At 65.4% G+C, this 17,347-nt stretch carries 14 protein-coding genes; 8 read left to right on the top strand and 6 right to left on the bottom strand.

Annotation, left to right across the window (positions count from 1 at the left end; translation table 11 throughout):
* Positions 1 to 47: 47 nt before the first annotated feature.
* Positions 48 to 797 carry a TorF family putative porin gene (locus B5X82_RS04915; protein ID WP_079646999.1) on the bottom strand — a complete coding sequence of 250 codons (750 nt, stop codon included), beginning with the start codon at positions 795 to 797 and terminating at the stop codon, positions 48 to 50.
* A 309-nt stretch (positions 798 to 1,106) separates the two neighbouring features.
* On the opposite strand from B5X82_RS04915, the gene B5X82_RS04910 reads away from it, so the two are divergent.
* A complete protein-coding gene (locus tag B5X82_RS04910; RefSeq protein WP_079646998.1) occupies positions 1,107 to 1,487 on the top strand; it encodes a hypothetical protein in 381 nt (126 codons plus the stop codon).
* 50 nt (positions 1,488 to 1,537) lie between these two features.
* Here the strand turns inward: B5X82_RS04910 and metC are convergent, their stop codons facing one another.
* Complete coding sequence (metC, locus tag B5X82_RS04905; protein WP_079646997.1) at positions 1,538 to 2,734, bottom strand: cystathionine beta-lyase; 1,197 nt, start codon at positions 2,732 to 2,734, stop codon at positions 1,538 to 1,540.
* Positions 2,731 to 3,570 (bottom strand): 3-mercaptopyruvate sulfurtransferase, encoded by an 840-nt coding sequence (gene sseA / locus B5X82_RS04900; protein ID WP_176152467.1) that lies wholly within the window; start codon positions 3,568 to 3,570, stop codon positions 2,731 to 2,733. The genes metC and sseA overlap by 4 nt, the downstream gene beginning before the upstream one ends.
* Positions 3,571 to 3,760: 190 nt before the next feature.
* Here sseA and queF point away from each other — a divergent pair, with 190 nt between their 5' ends.
* Positions 3,761 to 4,213: a preQ(1) synthase gene (gene queF / locus B5X82_RS04895; protein WP_079646995.1), complete on the top strand. Its 453-nt coding sequence runs from the start codon at positions 3,761 to 3,763 to the stop codon at positions 4,211 to 4,213.
* 46 nt (positions 4,214 to 4,259) lie between these two features.
* Here the strand turns inward: queF and B5X82_RS04890 are convergent, their stop codons facing one another.
* The 3 genes from B5X82_RS04890 to ribB all read right to left on the bottom strand — a co-directional run bounded on the left by B5X82_RS04890 (position 4,260) and on the right by ribB (position 8,036).
* Positions 4,260 to 5,771: a S10 family peptidase gene (locus tag B5X82_RS04890; RefSeq protein WP_079646994.1), complete on the bottom strand. Its 1,512-nt coding sequence runs from the start codon at positions 5,769 to 5,771 to the stop codon at positions 4,260 to 4,262.
* Positions 5,772 to 5,878: 107 nt separating this feature from the next.
* Positions 5,879 to 6,829: an isopenicillin N synthase family dioxygenase gene (locus tag B5X82_RS04885; protein ID WP_125725199.1), complete on the bottom strand. Its 951-nt coding sequence runs from the start codon at positions 6,827 to 6,829 to the stop codon at positions 5,879 to 5,881.
* A 49-nt stretch (positions 6,830 to 6,878) separates the two neighbouring features.
* The gene (gene ribB / locus B5X82_RS04880; protein WP_139385027.1) at positions 6,879 to 8,036 is read right to left on the bottom strand and encodes a 3,4-dihydroxy-2-butanone-4-phosphate synthase; all 1,158 of its coding nucleotides are present in this window, start codon (positions 8,034 to 8,036) and stop codon (positions 6,879 to 6,881) included.
* Between the two features lie 152 nt (positions 8,037 to 8,188).
* On the opposite strand from ribB, the gene B5X82_RS04875 reads away from it, so the two are divergent.
* The 6 genes from B5X82_RS04875 (at position 8,189) to B5X82_RS04850 (ending at position 17,322) form a co-directional block, all read left to right on the top strand.
* A complete protein-coding gene (locus B5X82_RS04875) occupies positions 8,189 to 9,706 on the top strand; it encodes an AMP-binding protein (protein WP_235862597.1) in 1,518 nt (505 codons plus the stop codon).
* A gap of 36 nt (positions 9,707 to 9,742) precedes the next feature.
* The gene (locus B5X82_RS04870; RefSeq protein ID WP_079646992.1) at positions 9,743 to 10,645 is read left to right on the top strand and encodes an NAD-dependent epimerase/dehydratase family protein; all 903 of its coding nucleotides are present in this window, start codon (positions 9,743 to 9,745) and stop codon (positions 10,643 to 10,645) included.
* Positions 10,642 to 11,094, top strand: coding sequence for a nuclear transport factor 2 family protein (locus tag B5X82_RS04865; protein ID WP_079646991.1), 453 nt, complete (start codon positions 10,642 to 10,644; stop codon positions 11,092 to 11,094). Before B5X82_RS04870 ends, B5X82_RS04865 begins: the two co-directional genes overlap by 4 nt.
* A 140-nt stretch (positions 11,095 to 11,234) precedes the next feature.
* The gene (locus B5X82_RS04860; protein WP_079646990.1) at positions 11,235 to 12,869 is read left to right on the top strand and encodes an amidohydrolase; all 1,635 of its coding nucleotides are present in this window, start codon (positions 11,235 to 11,237) and stop codon (positions 12,867 to 12,869) included.
* A gap of 282 nt (positions 12,870 to 13,151) precedes the next feature.
* Entirely contained in the window at positions 13,152 to 15,875 is a 2,724-nt protein-coding gene (locus B5X82_RS04855; RefSeq protein WP_223811029.1) for a TonB-dependent receptor domain-containing protein, read from the top strand.
* A 94-nt stretch (positions 15,876 to 15,969) separates the two neighbouring features.
* Positions 15,970 to 17,322 carry an amidohydrolase family protein gene (locus B5X82_RS04850; protein ID WP_079646988.1) on the top strand — a complete coding sequence of 451 codons (1,353 nt, stop codon included), beginning with the start codon at positions 15,970 to 15,972 and terminating at the stop codon, positions 17,320 to 17,322.
* Positions 17,323 to 17,347 lie beyond the last annotated feature (25 nt).

The following is a 17,347-nucleotide window of genomic DNA, read 5'->3' as shown; positions in this document are numbered from 1 at the left end:
GGCCGCGGCGAACCGCGGCCCCTCCCTGCCTCCCCCAGATGGCAGGATCAGAAGGCGTAGGTCGCCGAGACCACGACGCCGGCCTTGGCGATGTCCCGGCCCGACGACGGATCGGTCAGGAAACCCTTCTTGTGGTCGGTATCGACATAGGAAACGCCGAAGGTCGCGGCCTTCCACGTGTAGGTGACGCCCAGGTTCCAATCGAGATACTTGTCGCCGGTGATGAAGGTGGTGTCCGGCGAATAGCCGAGGTGGGCGGCGACGCCGAACGGCGTATCGGGAACCGCGACCGAGACGTCGCTGTAGACGTACAGATTGTCCTCCTTGCCGAAGCCGACGCTGAGCGCATTCGACTTCGGCGCGTAGGCGGCACCGACCTTGACGGTCGCCGGGCCGATCGCCGTCTTGGCCGAGGCGTAGAGCTCGAGGAAGTCGGTCGGCACGCCCTTGGTCGCCGAGGTGTAGGTGTAATAGAGCGCACCGCCGTCGAGAGTGACGGCGCCGACCGTGGTCGAATAGCCGGCGATCAGATCGAGCTCTGCGTCGGCGTTCGACGCGACATAATCGTCGATCGAGCTGCCCCAGAAGCTGATATAGAAGCCCGAGGCGTGGGTCAGCGTCGCGCCGGCCTGGACCGCGATATGCTTGCCCGACTGCGAGATGCCGCGAAAGCGATAGTCGCTCACGAGCGCGGCGCTGCCGGTCAGCGTGAACTCCTGGCTATCGTCCTGGGCGAAAGCGGGCGTGGCGGTGGCGGCCAGCGCAAGCGCCGAAAGGCCGATGAAGGAAGCGCGCATAGTTATTCCCCTTATGACAAGCGTTTCCGTTCCCCTGCCTCGCCGCGCCGAACTTCTCTGGTTGCCCTTCAGGGCCGAGCCAGCTGCATGCGAGTGCGATATTTGTGCAGGACGATTCCGCATTGCACAATGCGCATCATGTCGAAACATTGCTCCTTTGCTTCGAACTGTTGCCAATACGCCACAGGTAAAAATCGGCTGTTTTCTGCGATTCTCAGAGAATCGGATCATCATCGCCATTGACTGAATATTAAGCAGTTTCGGCAATGATCTGCCTGTTGGACAGGCGCTGCACAAAGGGATCGGCCGATGTTCCAGTCGAAGATAGCCACCATCGACGGCAGTGCGATCGAGCGAATGGACGGGATCGCCGCCCTGCGCCTGATGGCGCAGGCGCTCGAGGATCTGGGAGGCTCGACGACTGGTCATCTCCCGCCGCAAACCGCGCGTCTGGCCGGGTCGCCAGACGCGCTGGCATCGGGCTATGCCGCCGCCAGCCCGATCGTCCGACGCCGCTTCGAAGCGATCCTGCGCGAGGCGGAAGCGGTCGGCACGACCGGTCTCAAGCTCATGGCGGCCCGCGGCGGCGGGGCCGATGCCGGCACCCTTGCTGCCGCCCGTTTTTTAGGCAGTTCGCTCGACGGCTCGATCCGCCGGCTCGAAGCACTGATCCTGCCCCGCGCCGTCTGAAAAAGACCGGCCAGGACCTTCCCGGACCGCCGACATCCCTCTGCCGACGGTCAGCCGCGTGCCGATTCGAATCGGTCCAGCCCGCGTCCAAGGTCGGCGATCAGGTCGGCCGGGTCCTCGATCCCGATATGGAGGCGGACAACCGGTCCCTCCGCCTGCCATGCGGTCGCGGTGCGCAGGCCCGCTGGGTCGACCGGCAACGCCAGGCTCTCATAACCGCCCCAGGAGAAGCCGATCCCGAACAGATCGAGCCCGTCGATCAGCGCCGCCCGCGCCGCATCGTCGCCGCCGTTCAGGACAATGCTGAACAGCCCGGACGCGCCGGTGAAGTCACGTTTCCACAATTCATGGCCGGGACAATCGGGCAAGGCCGGATGGAGCACCCGCGCGACCTGCGGCTGTTCGGCCAGCCAGCGCGCCACGGCGAGCGCGCCCTCTTCGTGCTGGCGCAGCCGTAGTTGCAGGGTGCGCAGGCCCCGCGCGGCAAGATAGGCGTCATCCGGACTGACGCACTGGCCCAGCGAATGGCTGGTCCGCCGCAACTTCTCGAAATGGCCGGGGACAGCGGTCGCCGATCCCATCATCACGTCCGAATGGCCGACGATATATTTGGTGCAGGCGAGGACGCTGATGTCGACGCCGTGCACGAGCGCGGGGAAGAGCAGCGGAGTTGCCCAGGTGTTGTCGAGCACCGTCGTCACCCCGCGCGCCCGCGCGGCGGCGGCGATCGCGGGGACGTCCTGCACCTCGAAGGTCAGGCTGCCGGGGCTTTCGAGGAAGACGACGCGAGTTCGATCGCCGATCAGGTCGGCAATGCCGGCGCCGATCATCGGATCGTAGAAGCGGGTCGCGATGCCGAAGCGCTTGAGCAGGCCATTGCAGATCGCCCGGCTCGGCTCATAGGCGCTGTCGACCATCAGCAGCTCGTCGCCGGGCGCGAGCAGCGACAACAGCACCGCGCTGATCGCCGCCACGCCCGAAGGATAGAGGACGGTACCCGCCGCGCCAGGCTCCAATTCGGTCAGTGCCTCGGCGAGCGACCATTGGGTCGGGGTGCCGCGCCGGCCATAATAGAGCCCGTCGTCGGGCTTGCGGACCCCGGCGCGGAGCTCGGCGACGCTGTCGAACAGGATGGTCGACGCGCGCCATACCGGGGGATTGACGATCCCCCGCCGGTTCTTCCCATGGCGCCCGGCCGTTACCAGCCGGGTGCCGGGCTTCAGGCCTGAACCTTCATCATCGGTCACGCAGGACCGATGGCCTTTTCGGTGTCGGGCCGCAAGCCCCACTCGCTCCACGAACCGTCATAAAGAGCGATATCCTCGCGGCCGAGCAGCGCCGCGGCGAACAGCACCACCGATGCAGTGACGCCCGAACCGCAGGTCGTGACCAGTGGCTTCGATCCGTCGACGCCGGCAGCGTCGAACGCGGCCTGGAGCTCGCTCTTGTCCTTGAAGGTGCCGTCGGCGTTGAGCAGCCGGTCGAAGGGCAGATTCTTCGAGCCCGGGATATGGCCTGCGGCCAGCCCGCGCGGATCGCCTTCCTCGCCGGTGAAGCGCTTCTCCGAACGCGCGTCGACCACCTCCTCGGCGCCGCTCGCGACATTGGCCTTCATCTGATCGAGGTCGCGGACCTGCGCCGGATCGCGCCACACGGTGAAGTGCCGGTGGCGCAGCGCGACCTTGCCCTGCTCGAGCGGCCGGCCCTCGGCGACCCATTTCTGCAATCCGCCGTCGAGGATCGCCACCTCATTGGCGCCGAACATGCGGAACATGAACCAGGCGCGCGCCGCGGTACGGTGCGGGCTGTTATCGTAGAGGACGATGCGGCTGCCGTCACCGAGCCCCAGCGACTGCATGCGGCTGGCGAATTTTTCCGCCGTCGGCAGCATGCCGGGCAGCTCCGACATGTCGTCCTTCAGATTGGCGAGGTCGAGATAGACGGCGCCGGGGATATGCCCTGCCTCATAGTCGGCCTGGGCATCGCGCGCGGGATCGAGCGCGAAATAGGTCGCGTCGACGACGCGGAGATCATTGGCCCCGAGTTCGCCAGCAAGCCATTCGGTCGAAACCAGCATGTCCATCATTTCCTCCTCGTTACGGACGCACATGTACCAACACGCCAATGTGTTGGCGAATCAGATTATCCGGGGGAGGAGATTTTTAATTAGTTAGAACCTGGTTTGATTGCAAGTATGTTTCAGAAAAATATCTCCGGGCATAATTTTCTGCCCAGCGTGGCGTCATCCGCCCTGCTGGTCTAAGGGCGACGGCATGTCCGCGTCCACTCTCCATCTGGGCAAGACCAGCACCCTGCCCGCCTCCCCCGAACAGGCGGTGCTGGATTATGTTCCCAATCCACGCCCCGGCACCCTCTATCTGATCCGCTTCGCCGCGCCGGAGTTCACCTCGCTCTGTCCGGTGACGGGCCAGCCCGACTTCGCGCACCTGGTGATCGACTATGCGCCGGGCGAGACGATCGTCGAATCCAAGTCGCTCAAGCTGTTCCTCGCCTCCTTCCGCAACCATGCCGGCTTCCATGAGGATTGCACGGTCGGCATCGGCCAGCGGCTGGCCGAGGAGATGAGGCCGGTCTGGCTGCGCATCGGCGGCTATTGGTATCCGCGCGGCGGCATCCCGATCGACGTCTTCTGGCAGTCCGGGCCGGCACCCGAGGGCCTGTGGGTCCCCGACCAGGGCGTCCCCGGCTATCGCGGGCGGGGATAACTTCGCGAAAATCCCCCTCCCTTGAAAGGGAGGGGGAAATTGTTCGTCACCCCCGGATGAACGCCCGGATATCGGCGCTCAGCTTGCGGAGGTCGTCGGGCCGGACATACATCATGTGGCCCGCGTCATAATAATGGAAGCTGATCCGCGACGGGTCGAAACCCGGCCGGTTCAGCGAATATTCGGCGCCGAAGAAGGGCGTCGCGAAATCATACCAGCCCTGGCCGACGAACACGCGCAGACCGCTATTCTCGCGCAGCGCCTTGCCCAGATAGGGCGCGACGTTGACATAGACTTCCCCGTCACGGCCGCGCTGGTCGGCCAGTTTCCAGTCCCAGTTGCTGACCCCGCCGATCGTCACATAATGGCGATCGGTCTTCAGCTTGAGGTCCCCGCGCACATAGCTGTTGATCGCCGAGGTGTAGGCCGCGTCGATGCCGTAGAAGCTCGGATCGTTGTCGGGCTCCTCCCCTGCCTTGTCATAGTCGACGCCGGTATAGCGGGTATCGAGACGGCCGATCACCTGCCCCCGGTCGCGCAGCAGTTCCTTGTAGAAGCGGCCCGGGGAGACGCGCAGATTGGCATTGTCGACGAATGCCTCCGACAGGCCGGTCAGCCGGGCGAGCTCGGCCCGGACCGAGGCGCGCTCCTCGGCGCCGAGCTGATTGCCCTTGAGCAGCGCCGCCGCATAGGGCCCGATCGCGAAGGCGCGGGCCTGCGCCGCAATCTCGGCGACGGTAGCGGGCGGGTTGGCGATCTTGTGATGATACCAGGCGGTCGTCGCCATCGACGGCAGGTTGAGGATATAGGGCATCTCATTGCCCTGCGCCTCGGCCGCCGCACCGAAATCGAGGATCGTCGAGATCAGGATGATCCCGTTGACCGCGACATCGTTATAGCTGCCCTCCAGCTCGTTGATCAGCGCCACCGAGCGGGTGGTGCCGTAGCTTTCGCCGCCGATATATTTGGGCGAGGCCCAGCGGCCGTTATCGTTCAACCAGATGCGGATGAACTCGGCGATCGACTTGGCGTCGGCCGAGACGCCCCAATAATCCTTGGGCTCCTTGCCGCCCAGCGTATGCGAGAAGCCGGTGCCGACCGGATCGATGAAGACGAGGTCGGTGACGTCGAGCAGGCTTTCGGGGTTGTCGACGACCGGATAGGGCGGCGCCCCGTCGTCCTTGCCATCGGGCAGCACGACACGCTTCGGTCCGAAGGCGCCCATGTGCAGCCAGAGCGAGCCCGAGCCGGGGCCACCATTGTAAAGGAAGGTGATCGGCCGGGTCTTCGGGTCGCCGCCATCCTTGACGTAGGAGGTCGCGAAGATCGCCGCGACCGGCTTGTCGTCCTTGTCGGTCAGATAGGTCTCGCCGGTGGTCGCGGTATAGGCGATCGATTGTCCGCCGAAGCTGCCCTTGTGCTTCGTCACCGAGACGTTGGGCGGCGGCACCGGCGCGGCAGCGGCGGCGGCATCGTCCTTCTTCTTCTCGTCGGCGGCGTGGGCGGACAGTGGGGCAAGGGCCAGCGCGAGGGCGGCCAGGCTGGTGGTGAAGCGCATGATGATGGGATCCCTTTCGATGGGATCAGGCTAGACCAACTACTGACAGGAGTGGAAGTCCCGAACACCAACCGCCCCCACCCTTTCAAGGGAGGGGCTTATTGGGTTCAGATCAGCTTGATCTCGCGTAGCCGCTGCAGGAGGTAGTCGTTCGCGGTGATCGGTTCGGGGAACTGGTTGGGATGCCCGGCGTCGATCGTCTGCGGCAGCGTCTCGATCAGGTAATCGGGGCGGAAGTGCAGGAAGAAGGGCATCGAATAGCGCGCGAAGCCGCGCCGTTCGGGTGGCGGATTCATCACCCGATGGCTGGTCGAGGGCAACTTCCGATTGGTCAGCCGCTGGAGCATGTCGCCGATGTTGACCACCAGCTCGCCCGGCGCGATGCCGACCGCGAGCCAGCGACCGTCGCGGTCGAGCAGTTGGAGCCCCCCCTCCTCGGCGCCGAGCAGCAGGGTGATCGCGTTGATGTCTTCATGCGCGCCCGCGCGGATGCCGGGAGCGTCGGGGCCGATCGGCGGATAATGGAGCAGGCGCAGGATCGAATTGCCGTCCTCGATCGCGTCGTCGAAGAAATCGGGCGCGAGCCCCAGATAGCGCGCGATTGCCGAGAGGATACGCCGTCCGGTCGCCTCGAAAGCGTCGAACAGCTCCAGATAGGTGTGGCGGAAGCCTTCCACCTCGGTCGGCCAGATATTGGCCGGCATCTCGCCCGCGAAGCGGTGTCCGGCCGGCAGCTCGCGGCCGACATGCCAGAATTCCTTCAGATCGGCGTCGGTCGCGTCCTTGGCGGTCTCGACCCGGAAGGGGGTGTAGCCGCGCTGGCCGGCGCCGCCCTCGACGAAATAGGCGCGCTTGACCGGCTCGGGCAGCGCGAAGAAGGCGCGGGCGACGGCCTCGGCGCGCGCGATCAGTTCGGCCGGAATGCCGTGATCGGCGACGACGGCGAAGCCGAAGCGCTCGAACGAGCGACCGATCGCCTGGGCGAAGCCGTCCGGATCGGAATTGCTGGTCGCCAGCGATACGCTGGGCACGCTTTTCATCTCTGCGATGTCGGTCATGGTGGTGGATATAACGGCGGCGGCACGCGCCGTCATCCGGCGAACCCGCTCAGTCGAACAAAGTCACCTCGTCTTCGGGAACGCCGTCCTTGCCGAACAGCCGCCAGCCGACGATCGTCAGCCCATAGCCGGGCAGTGCCGCCGGATTGGGCCGGGCCGAGGTGATCGGCACCATCTTGCGCACGCCCAGGTCGATCAGGATCTGGGCGCCGATGCCATAGTCGCGCAGCGCGCGCGTCTGGCAGGTATGGGCGTCGGCGGGCCCGAGCTGGCGCAGCAGCCAGTCGGGGTCCCAGTCCTTGAGCAGGACGATCACGCCGGGCCCCTCCTCGCTCGCGATGGTCTTCATCGCGTTGCTCAGGCAGCTGTGGCGGTCGCCGCTCATCCCCAGCACGTCGGGGCCGAATTCCAGCCGATGCATCCGCACCGTCACCGGCGCGTCGGGATCGATCGTCCCCTTGGCCAGCGCGATGTGGAGGCTGTTGTCGAGCAGGTTGCGATAGGCGACCAGCCGGAAGCGCCCGTGGATCGTGTCGAAGTCGCGCTCCAGCTCGCGCACGACATGGCGCTCGGTGCGGCGGCGATAGGCGATCAGGTCGGCGATCGTGCCGATCTTCAGCCCGTGGCGCGCGGCGAAGCCGAGCAGGTCGGGCAGGCGCGCCATCGTGCCGTCGTCGTTCATGATCTCGCAGATCACCGCAGCGGGGCGCAGGCCGGCAAGCCGGGCGATGTCGATCGACGCCTCGGTATGCCCGGCGCGGACAAGCACGCCGCCGTCGCGCGCGGCGAGCGGGAAGACATGGCCGGGCGAGACGATGTCGGCCGGCCCGCGATCGGGATCGGCGGCGACCTGGATGGTGCGCGCCCGGTCATGCGCGGAGATGCCGGTGGTGATCCCCTCGCGTGCCTCGATCGACACGGTGAAGGCGGTGCCGTGCTGGGTGCGGTTGTCCTGCGCCATCGGCGGCAGCCGCAGCGCCGCGATGCGGTCGGCGGTCAGCGACAGGCAGATCAGCCCGCGCCCGTGCACCGCCATGAAATTGACCGCCTCGGGCGTCGCGAACTGGGCGGGAACGATCAGGTCGCCCTCATTCTCGCGGTCCTCCGAATCGACCAGGATGAATGGCCGCCCCGCCCGCGCCTCGGCGATGATCTCCTCGATCGGCGAGATGTCGGCGCTTTCGGCGACCAGTCTCGGCACGGCCATATCCTATACCTTTCCTCTCGATCCGTGCGACTCAAGATAATACCAAGCGATCGCTTGATCAATAAGCTTGAACTGCGAATAAAGATCAGCTTACCTTGGGTAGACGGATACAAGCGGCCGCTCAGGGAAGCGGCTCAAAGCGGAGGGACAAGGTGTCGGGACTCGATCTTGCGGCGATGCTCGAGGAGCATGCCCGGCGGTGGCGCGACCGCCCGGCGGTGCTGGAGATGGAAAGCGGCCGGGGCCACGACTATCCCGCCTTCGCCGGCCGCGTGCGGCGGCTCGCCGGCTGGCTCGACGCCGCCGGGCTGAAGCAGGGCGACCGCGTGGTCTGGCTCGGCCAGAACTCGCACTGCGTGCTCGAACTGCTGATCGCGGCAGGACGGCTGGGCGCGATGCTCGCGATCCTCAACTGGCGCCAGTCGGAGGACGAGTTGCGCTTCGTCCTCGAAGATCTCGATCCGCAGGTCGTCGTCTGGCAACCCGATAGCCTGCCCGACACGCTGCGCGCGGAGTGGCAGGAGCGGAGCTGCACCTGGCTGCGACAGGATTCACTCGACCCCGGCTGCGACTACGAGACCGCGATCGCCGGCGCGGCCGAGGCGGCCGCCGTCGCCATGCCTTCCGCCGCACCGCAACTGCTGCTCTACACCGCCGCCTTCTCTGGGCGACCGGCGGCGGCGATCCTGACCCGTCAGGCGCTGGCGCTCCAGGCGCTGCACTATGCCGCGCTGCGCGACTGGAATCACGCCACCACCTATCTCAGCGCGACGCCGCTCTTCCACGTCGCAACCCTGCTCGACTGCCTCGCGACCTTCGTCGTCGGCGGACGCAACCTGTTCGTGCGGCAGGCCGACCCGGCCGACATGTGCGCGATCATCGCGGCGGAGAAGGTCAGCGACACCTTCATCCTGCCGCCGACGATGGAGAAGATCCTCGAACTGGGCGACGAGCGCCCCGACCTCAGCTCGCTTCGCTCGCAACCCTATAAGCCCGAATGGAACGCGCTCGTCACGATCGACGACAGCCTGTGGGGCAAGCGCCCCTATGGCTACGGCCAGACCGAGACGATGGGCTATGCGACCTTCAGCGCGCTGGGCGATCCAGGCAAGGGCGGCATGGGGCGCCCCTCGCCGCTGGTCCGGCTGGCGATGCTCGACGAGGCGGGGCGCGAGCTGCCCGACGGCGAGGTCGGCGAGATCGGGGTGCGCGGCTGGACGGTCAGCCCCGGCTATTGGCGGCGTCCCGAGATCAACGCGCAACGCTACACCGCCGACGGCTGGCGCCGCACCAACGATCTCGGCCGCCGCGAGAGCGACGGGACGCTCAGCTTCATCGGACCCAAGGGGCGGCTGATCAAGTCGGCCGCCGAGAATATCTACCCGGCCGAGGTCGAGCGCTGCATCGCCCAGATCGACGGCGTCGCCGAGGTGGCGGTGATCGGCACGCCCGATCCCGTCTGGATGCAGAGCGTCCGCGCGATCGTCGTCCCCAAGCCGGGGGTGCGGATCGACGAGGCCGCCGTCATCGACCACTGCCGCAGGACGATCGCCTCCTACAAGAAGCCGCGCAGCGTCGTCTTCGCCGACGCCCTGCCACGCGCGGGCGCCGCGATCGACTATGCGGCGCTCGACCGCCTCTACGAGGGCGGCGGCTATCCGTCGGGCTGACGCGGCCGGCGACTTTATCGGGAGGGGACGAGGATCATGAAGATATTGGTGATCGGCGGATCGGGGATGATCGGCGGCGACGCCGCGATCCACCTCGCCGCGCTGGGACATGAGGTGACGATCGGCTCGCGCAAGCCGCCGCTCGCCGCGACGCCGATGGCGCGGATGCCGTTCCTCGCCGGCGACTATATCGCGGGTGGCTACGGTCGCGAGGAGCTGGCCGGGTTCGACGCGATGGTGTTCGCGGCGGGGCAGGACACCCGCCATGTCGGTAAGGACGACGATGCCGCCGCCTATTGGGAGCGCACCAATGCTGAACTGGTGCCGCAACTGTTCGAACGGGCGCGCGACGCCGGGGTCGGCTGCGCGATCAACATCGGCAGCTTCTATCCACAGGCGGCGCCGCACCTGCTGGAGGGCAATGCCTATATCCGATCGCGCAAGGCGTCGGACGAGCGGGTGCGCGCGCTGGCCCGGCCCGGCTTCCGGGTCATCTCCCTCAACCCGCCCTATATGCTGGGCGCGGTGCCCGGCCTCGACCCGCGCGGGTTCGAGAAGGTCGCCGCCTATGCCGACGGCAAATTCCCCGACATCCCGGTCTATGCCCCGCCGGGCGGCGTCAACTTCATGTCGATCCGCTCGCTGGCCGAGGCGACGGCCGGCGCGATCGAGCGCGGCCAGTCGGGCAAGGCCTATCTGGTCGGCGACGAGAATCTGAGCTTCCGCGACTATTTCCAGCTCTACTTCCGGGCGTTCGGCAAGGACGTCGAGGTGCCCGTGATCGACAAGCCCCACCCACTGATCGGAAGCTTCGCCGGCCATGGCGGGGAAATCTATTTCGATCCCGACCCGACCGAGGCGGCGCTGCTCGGCTATCGCCGAAACGATATCGCCACCGCGGTCGGGGAGATCGTCGCGCTCTATCGCAGCCGGGGATGAACGTGCTGGATGCCGAGGTCCGGCGCCTGCTCGACGAACAGGCGATCCGCCGCGCGGCGACCCTGTACGCGATCGGCGCCGACCGGCGAGACCCGGCGATCTGGACGGCGATCATGGCCGAGGAGATGGTGCTGGTCACCCCGCGCGGCCGGATCGAAGGACGCGCGCGGGTGCTGGAGGCGCTTCCCAAGCTGGCGGCCTTCACCGCCACTCAGCACCGGGTGACGAACCAGGTCCATCGCATCGACGGCGACGACGCGACCGGCGAGACCTATTGCGTCGCCGACCATATGACCGAGGCCGCCGACGGCGCCCGCGCGATCCTGAGCTGGGCGATCCGTTACCAGGATCGACTGCGCCGGATCGACGGCCGCTGGCTGTTCACCCGGCGCGAGCTGATCCTCGACTGGGAGGAACGGCGCGACGCCCTACCGCGCACGACCGCATAGGCCCGGCACATCGCGGAGCTTGTTGCACGATGCGCAACAACTGCCGCCGACAGGGAGATTGCGACTCCGGCGACCATCCCGTCAAACAACATGCCATCCAGGCAAAACGTCGACGCTGGCGACATGGGAGGGCTGACATCATGAAGATGCGTTCGATGGTTCTTTGCGCCGCGCTTCTGGCGACCGGCGCGAAAGTGTCGGCGGAACCCGTCGCCGATTCCGTCTATCGCCATGGCCGGATCTACACCGTCGATCGCGCCCACCCCTGGGCCGACGCCGTCGCGATCAAGGACGGCAAGTTCGCCTATGTGGGCACCGACAAGGGCGTGCAGGCCTATATCGGCGCCGGCACCAAGGTCGTCGACCTCGCCGGCAAGTTCGCGATGCCGGGCCTCCACGATGCGCACCAGCACATGATCAAGGGCGAGGCGCGCTACATCTATTGCCAGATTCCGCCCGACAGCCGGATCGAGCAGATCGTCGCCAGCCTGAAATCCTGTTCGAAGGACCGGCAATATGGCGGCTGGATCGTCGCCGACGTCTATCGCGGCGACCTGTTCCCCGATGGCCATGCCGACCGCAAATATCTCGACGCGGCTTTCCCCGACACGCCCGTCTACATCCGCGAATGGTCCTATCACCACGGCCTCGCCAACACGAAGGCGCTGCAGATCGCGGGCATCGACCGCGGCACGGCCGATCCCGAGGGTGGCCGGGTGCTGCACCGCGCCGACGGCGAGCCGACCGGCGAATTTCTCTCCAAGGCGACCTGGCTGATCACCCAGCACATCCCCGCGCTGCCCGCCAAGACGGTCGACGAGGCGCTGCTGCGCACCGCCGCGCTCTGCGCCGAATATGGCATCACCTCCGTGCAGGAAGCGACCGCGTCGCGCCAGATGATCGAGGAGCTGCGCAAGCTCGACCTCGCCGGCAAATGGACGCTGCGCACCGCCACCCACATCGTCTGGGGCAATCCGGCGAGCGCGCTCATGCCGCCGCAGGAGACCGAGGAGGTGATCGCAAACCGCAAGTCGTACGAGACGGCGCATATCTTCACCGATTTCGTGAAGATCTACGTCGATGGCAGTCCGCTGCAACCCCATTCCACCGATGTCGAGCTCGACGATCACGGCGAGGTCGAGGTCGCGCGCCTTTACGACAAGCCTGCGGTGCTCAACGCCGCCCTGACCCGGTTCGACAAGATGGGCGTCAAGGTGAAGATGCACGCGGTCGGCTCGGGCGCAATCCGCACCGCGCTCGACGCGATCGAGGCTGCCCGCACCGCGAACGGCAATTCGGGCATCCTCCACGATGTCGCGCACAGCCTGCGCTATTCGCCGCAGGACATCGATCGCCCCGCCAAGCTCGGCGCGGTCGGGGAGATGTCGCCGGCAATCTGGCAGATCAAGGGACCGCTGACCAAGAACCTGGCCGGGGCCTGGCCGTTCAAGTCGCTGCTCGCCCGCGGCACGTTGATGACGCTGGGCAGCGACTGGGTCGTCCTGCCGGTGCCCAACCTGTTCCCGGCGATCGGCGGCATGCTCGATCACGGCCCCGAATCGATAGACATCAAGGACGCGATCGAGATCGCGACGATCAACGGCGCCAAGTCGGTCGGCTGGGACAAGGTCAACGGATCGATCGAGGTCGGCAAGTTCGCCAACATGATCGTACTCGATCGCGACCTGCTCAATATCTCTGCCGCCGAGATCGGCGAGACTAAGGTTCTGTCGACGATCTTCGAGGGCCGCGAGGTCTACGCCCGGCCGCAATGACGGCAGGATTCGAATACACCGGCACCGAAATGACCGTCTAACGATAATGGGAAAGGCACCGCACCTTTCTCAAAGTTCGACTTCATCTTGGTAGCATTCGGTCCGTACATGGTGTTGCGGGCTGCGCAACAAGTTCACTCGGAGCGGCGATTGAGACCCGCTCCGATTGAGACACAATCCATCATGGGAATATCCGGAACCTAAGCTACCGGAACAACAAAGGGGGTCATCATGTCTCGGTCTCATTTCAGGACGCACGTCAGTTCACTTGCCTTGGTCGGCATGGCCGGACTTCTCGTCGGTCTTCCGGCGGCTGCGTCGGCACAGACGCTTCCCGCCAATGCGACCGACGAGGCGACGACGGATCAGGAGATCACCGTTACCGGCTCGCGCATCATTCGTGACGGCACCGAGGCACCGAGCCCTCTCACCGTGGTCGGTGCGGACCTGCTCGACAAGCGCGGCGCCCAGAACGTCGCGGAGGTCCTCAATGAGTTGCCGGCGTTTCGCGGTTCGACCACGCCGAGCAGCACGTCCAATCTGACCAAGAACGTCGGCGCCAATTTCGCCAACCTGCGCAGCCTGGGCGTGAACAGGACGCTGACCCTGGTCGACGGCGTCCGGTTCGTGCCCTCCTCCGACCTTGGCCAGATCGACCTCAATTTCATCCCGACCCTGATGGTCGAGCGCGCGGAAGTCGTGACCGGCGGCGCTTCGGCCGTATATGGCACCGACGCCGTGGCCGGCGTCGTCAATCTCATCCTGCGGCGCAGGGTGCAGGGAATCCAGCTTCGCGGCGACTTCGGCATGACCGAACAGGGCGACGGCAAGGAATATCGCGGCGCCCTTCTCGCGGGAACGGAGTTTGCCGATGGACGAGGCTATGTCACCGTTGCCGCCGACCTCTATCGCAGCGATGGCGCCGACGATTCCTATTCACGGGATTGGGGCCGCAAGGAATATGGCCTGATCACCAACGCCGCGGGCGTATTCCCGACCCGCTTCATCGCTCCGAACGTACATCATTCCACCATGGCGCCCGGCGGGTTGATCACGTCCGGGCCGCTGCGCGGGATCACCTTCAACGACGACGGCACGCCTCGCCCGTTCGTCTATGGACAGCTGGCAGGCGCCCAGAACATGATCGGCGGCGAGGGCGCTGGCCAGCGCCTCTATCTCGGCGATGGGCTTCTGCCCAAGCTCGATCGGGTCGCGACATATCTGCGGACCGGTTATGAATTGTCTGATTCGGTGGAAGTGTTCCAGGATTTTTCCTACGCCCGGACCAAGGGTACCGCCACCACCCCGCATTATTTCAATTTCGGCAATCTGACGATCCAGCGGGACAACGCCTTCCTGCCCGCGTCCGTCGCCGCGCAGATGGATGCGGCGGGCGTGACCTCCTTCGGCTTCGGCCGCTTCTGGACGGACGTGGGAACCCCCGTTCCGGTATCGACCAACTCGACATGGCGCAGCGTAACAGGCGCCAGGGGATCGCTTTCGCAGGATTGGAAATGGGACGTCAGCGCCGAATATGGCGAGAATAAATATCATCAGCAGATTCTAGGCTCGTTCATGGCGGCGCGTGCCGCGGAGATGATCGATGCGGTCCAGGGGCCTGGCGGGACGATCGTCTGCCGCTCGGCGCTCACCAATCCCTCGACCTCCTGTCGCCCGTTCAATCCCTTTGGCGTGAACCGGAACGCTCCGGACGTCTCCAACTATTTCAGGGCAGACCAGGATCTGCGCCAGAAGCAGACCGAATTCGCCGCGAGCGCGGGGATCAGCGGCAAGCTCTTCGACATAGGCGCCGGACGATGGGGCATCGCGCTGGGCGCGGAGTATCGCCGTTCGACCCTGAAGGCGGTGGCCGATCCGCTTTCGAACGCAGCGGTCTTCACCTTCGGCAATGCCCGCAACGTGAACGGCAAGATCAACGTCAAGGAAGCCTTCATCGAGCTGGACGCACCGCTGATCGCGGACGTCACCATGATCAAGGCGCTGACCGTCAACGGCGCCTATCGCTACGCCGACTACAGCACCAGCGGCGGCATCAGTTCCTGGAAGCTGGGCGCGACCTGGGACGTCATCGACGCCGTGAGGCTGAGGGCGACGCGGTCGCGCGACGTACGCGCGCCGAATATTCCGGAGCTTTTCACGCCGAGCCGCAGCACCCAGTCGATCACGATCCTCGACCCTGCGCGCAACAACGTGCCGTCGCTGGTGTTCCCGTTCGTCGCGGGCAATGCCGCGCTGAAGCCGGAGAAGGCCGACACCCTGTCGTTCGGTGCCGTTGTGAAGCCGTTCCAGGGTTTCAGCGCTTCGGTCGACTATTATGACATCAAGATCTCCGGAGCCATCTCCACGATTCCGATCCAGGACATCGTCAATTTGTGCTTTGGCGGGCGGACTGATCTCTGCAACCAGATCACCCGCGACGCGGCCGGCTTCATCACCCAGATCATAAGCGCGGGCATCAATGTCGCCAGCCAGCGCACCAAGGGCATAGATATCGAAGTCAGCTATCGCGCCGCCCTGGGCCAGGGCAGCCTGGACGCGCGACTGTTCGCCAATCACACCATCAAGAATACCGTGACCAACGGCGCGCTGGTCACGCGGCTGGCCGGCCAGAACGACGGTTCGCCGCAAAACGGCACCGGCGGCATCCCGTCCTGGGCGGTCACCGGGATCCTAAGCTACGAAATCGACCGGATCTCGACCTCCCTGCAAGGCCGGTTCATCAGCGCGGGGACGGTCAACAACGCCTTCGTCGAAGGACGCGACATCGACGACAACAGCCTTCCCAGCGCGCTCTATGTCAGTCTGAACGCCCAATATAAGCTCGGGCCGGCTTCCGATCCCGGGAAGTACAAGGTCTTCGCCACCGTCGACAATCTGTTCGACAAGGACCCGGCCATCGCGCCGCAGTCGGTGCTCTCCGTCAATCCCGTGTTCTACGACATCCTGGGGCGGCGTTACCGGGTTGGGGTCGCCGTGAATTTCTAGAAAGCGGAGATCTTCACCCGATATCGAAATACTGGTCGGATGAGCGGGGTGTTCCGCCCGTCGCAAATCCGACCGGCTTTTCTGGGAGGGCCCTATGAAGAGACGCCATGCCTTGAAAATGATCGGCTTTGGCAGCGCGGCGGCGATGTTGACTCAGGCCGACGACGGCAGGGCCCGACCCAGTCGTTTCGATTCCACGCCGGCGCGACGGCCGGAGATCATGGTCGGTTCGACAGACCTCCGCGAGATCGAAGCCATAGACTCGCATACCCATGAGCGGGCGTTTCTGACGGCCACCAAGAGCAACGCCGTCTATGCGCGCGGCTTTGCCGATGGCGGGCTGCCGCCGGGGCCATTCCCCGAAAAAGACGCGCTGCGCGATCGCCTCATTCCGGAATATGCCGCCCATTGGGAGCGGATGCCGCCGCAGGTCGGTCTGCGAAACTACATCGCACGGACCTATGGCGCCGAACCGACCCGCGAAAATCTGGATGCGATCATCGCCCGTCACCCTGATGCGACGGCATATTACCGAGAGAAAATGGATTATGAGCGGATAGCCGCGGTCGTCCTTCAATCGGAATCCACCGATCCCGTCCGGCCCAAGGCCCTGTTCCCCGACGACCGCTTCGTATGGACCTTCTCCATCGGCCCGCTGATCCAGCCTGGCTGGGCGCGCGATCGAGGGATCACCGAGATCGATCAATTCAAGAAGGCCCTCCTCGATATCGTCGCGACATGCGCGAAAAACGGATGCAGGGGGATAAAGCTGCCCATCGCCTATTATCGGCCGATCTCGTTCAGGAAGGTCTCGCGCGCCGACGCGGACCGCGCCCTGAAGATCGCATTGGACGCGAAGCCGTCAGCCTTCATCGAAGGCAGGGCGCCGACATATGACGACGATACAATCACGGCCGCGCTCTGGACCTATGAAGATTATCTGCTGAATGCCCTGTTCGTTCGCGCCGGAGAGCTCAATCTCAACATCATAATCCATGTCTGCGTCGCGCTGAACACCTTGCTGCGCGCCGACTGGAACGATCCGCGCGGCCTTTATCACACCTTCACCGATGCCGACGTGCAAGCCGCGGGCACCAGGTTCGTCCTGATACATTCAGGATATCCGTATCACCACCATGTGGCGTCGTTCATCAGCCAGTTTCCCAATGTCTACACGGACCTGTCCTATATTTCACATCATCCGGGCACGCTCGAAGACGTATTGAGAACGTTCCTGGGCCTCGCCCCGTCAGAAAAGATCATGCACGGCAGCGACTTTTCCAGTCCGGAAGCCCTTGCCTACAGTGTGGACAACGAACGCCGGGTATTGGCCAAAGTGCTCGCCGACTATCGCAGTCATTATGGCTGGACCGACAAGGACTGCGAGCGGATGGCACGAAATGTGTTGAGCGGCACCGCCCGAAAGGTTTTCGATATCGCGATCTAGATCGATTTCCCGGCAGAGTGCAGCC

Origin of the sequence: Rhizorhabdus histidinilytica (genome assembly GCF_900167915.1) — a bacterium.
GTDB classification, from domain to species: domain Bacteria; phylum Pseudomonadota; class Alphaproteobacteria; order Sphingomonadales; family Sphingomonadaceae; genus Rhizorhabdus; species Rhizorhabdus histidinilytica.
This window is presented reverse-complemented; position numbering and strand designations above follow the sequence as displayed.

What these genes read in the sequence shown, in the direction of transcription:
- B5X82_RS04870 (WP_079646992.1), top strand. Translation starts at nt 9,743, where the DNA reads ATGAAGATATTGGTGATCGGCGGATCGGGGATGATCGGCGGCGACGCC.
- B5X82_RS04915 (WP_079646999.1), bottom strand. Translation starts at nt 797, where the DNA reads ATGCGCGCTTCCTTCATCGGCCTTTCGGCGCTTGCGCTGGCCGCCACC.
- ribB (WP_139385027.1), bottom strand. Translation starts at nt 8,036, where the DNA reads ATGGCCGTGCCGAGACTGGTCGCCGAAAGCGCCGACATCTCGCCGATC.
- B5X82_RS04865 (WP_079646991.1), top strand. Translation starts at nt 10,642, where the DNA reads ATGAACGTGCTGGATGCCGAGGTCCGGCGCCTGCTCGACGAACAGGCG.
- B5X82_RS04855 (WP_223811029.1), top strand. Translation starts at nt 13,152, where the DNA reads ATGGCCGGACTTCTCGTCGGTCTTCCGGCGGCTGCGTCGGCACAGACG.
- B5X82_RS04890 (WP_079646994.1), bottom strand. Translation starts at nt 5,771, where the DNA reads ATGCGCTTCACCACCAGCCTGGCCGCCCTCGCGCTGGCCCTTGCCCCA.
- B5X82_RS04850 (WP_079646988.1), top strand. Translation starts at nt 15,970, where the DNA reads ATGAAGAGACGCCATGCCTTGAAAATGATCGGCTTTGGCAGCGCGGCG.
- B5X82_RS04910 (WP_079646998.1), top strand. Translation starts at nt 1,107, where the DNA reads ATGTTCCAGTCGAAGATAGCCACCATCGACGGCAGTGCGATCGAGCGA.
- B5X82_RS04885 (WP_125725199.1), bottom strand. Translation starts at nt 6,829, where the DNA reads ATGACCGACATCGCAGAGATGAAAAGCGTGCCCAGCGTATCGCTGGCG.
- B5X82_RS04860 (WP_079646990.1), top strand. Translation starts at nt 11,235, where the DNA reads ATGAAGATGCGTTCGATGGTTCTTTGCGCCGCGCTTCTGGCGACCGGC.
- sseA (WP_176152467.1), bottom strand. Translation starts at nt 3,570, where the DNA reads ATGGACATGCTGGTTTCGACCGAATGGCTTGCTGGCGAACTCGGGGCC.
- queF (WP_079646995.1), top strand. Translation starts at nt 3,761, where the DNA reads ATGTCCGCGTCCACTCTCCATCTGGGCAAGACCAGCACCCTGCCCGCC.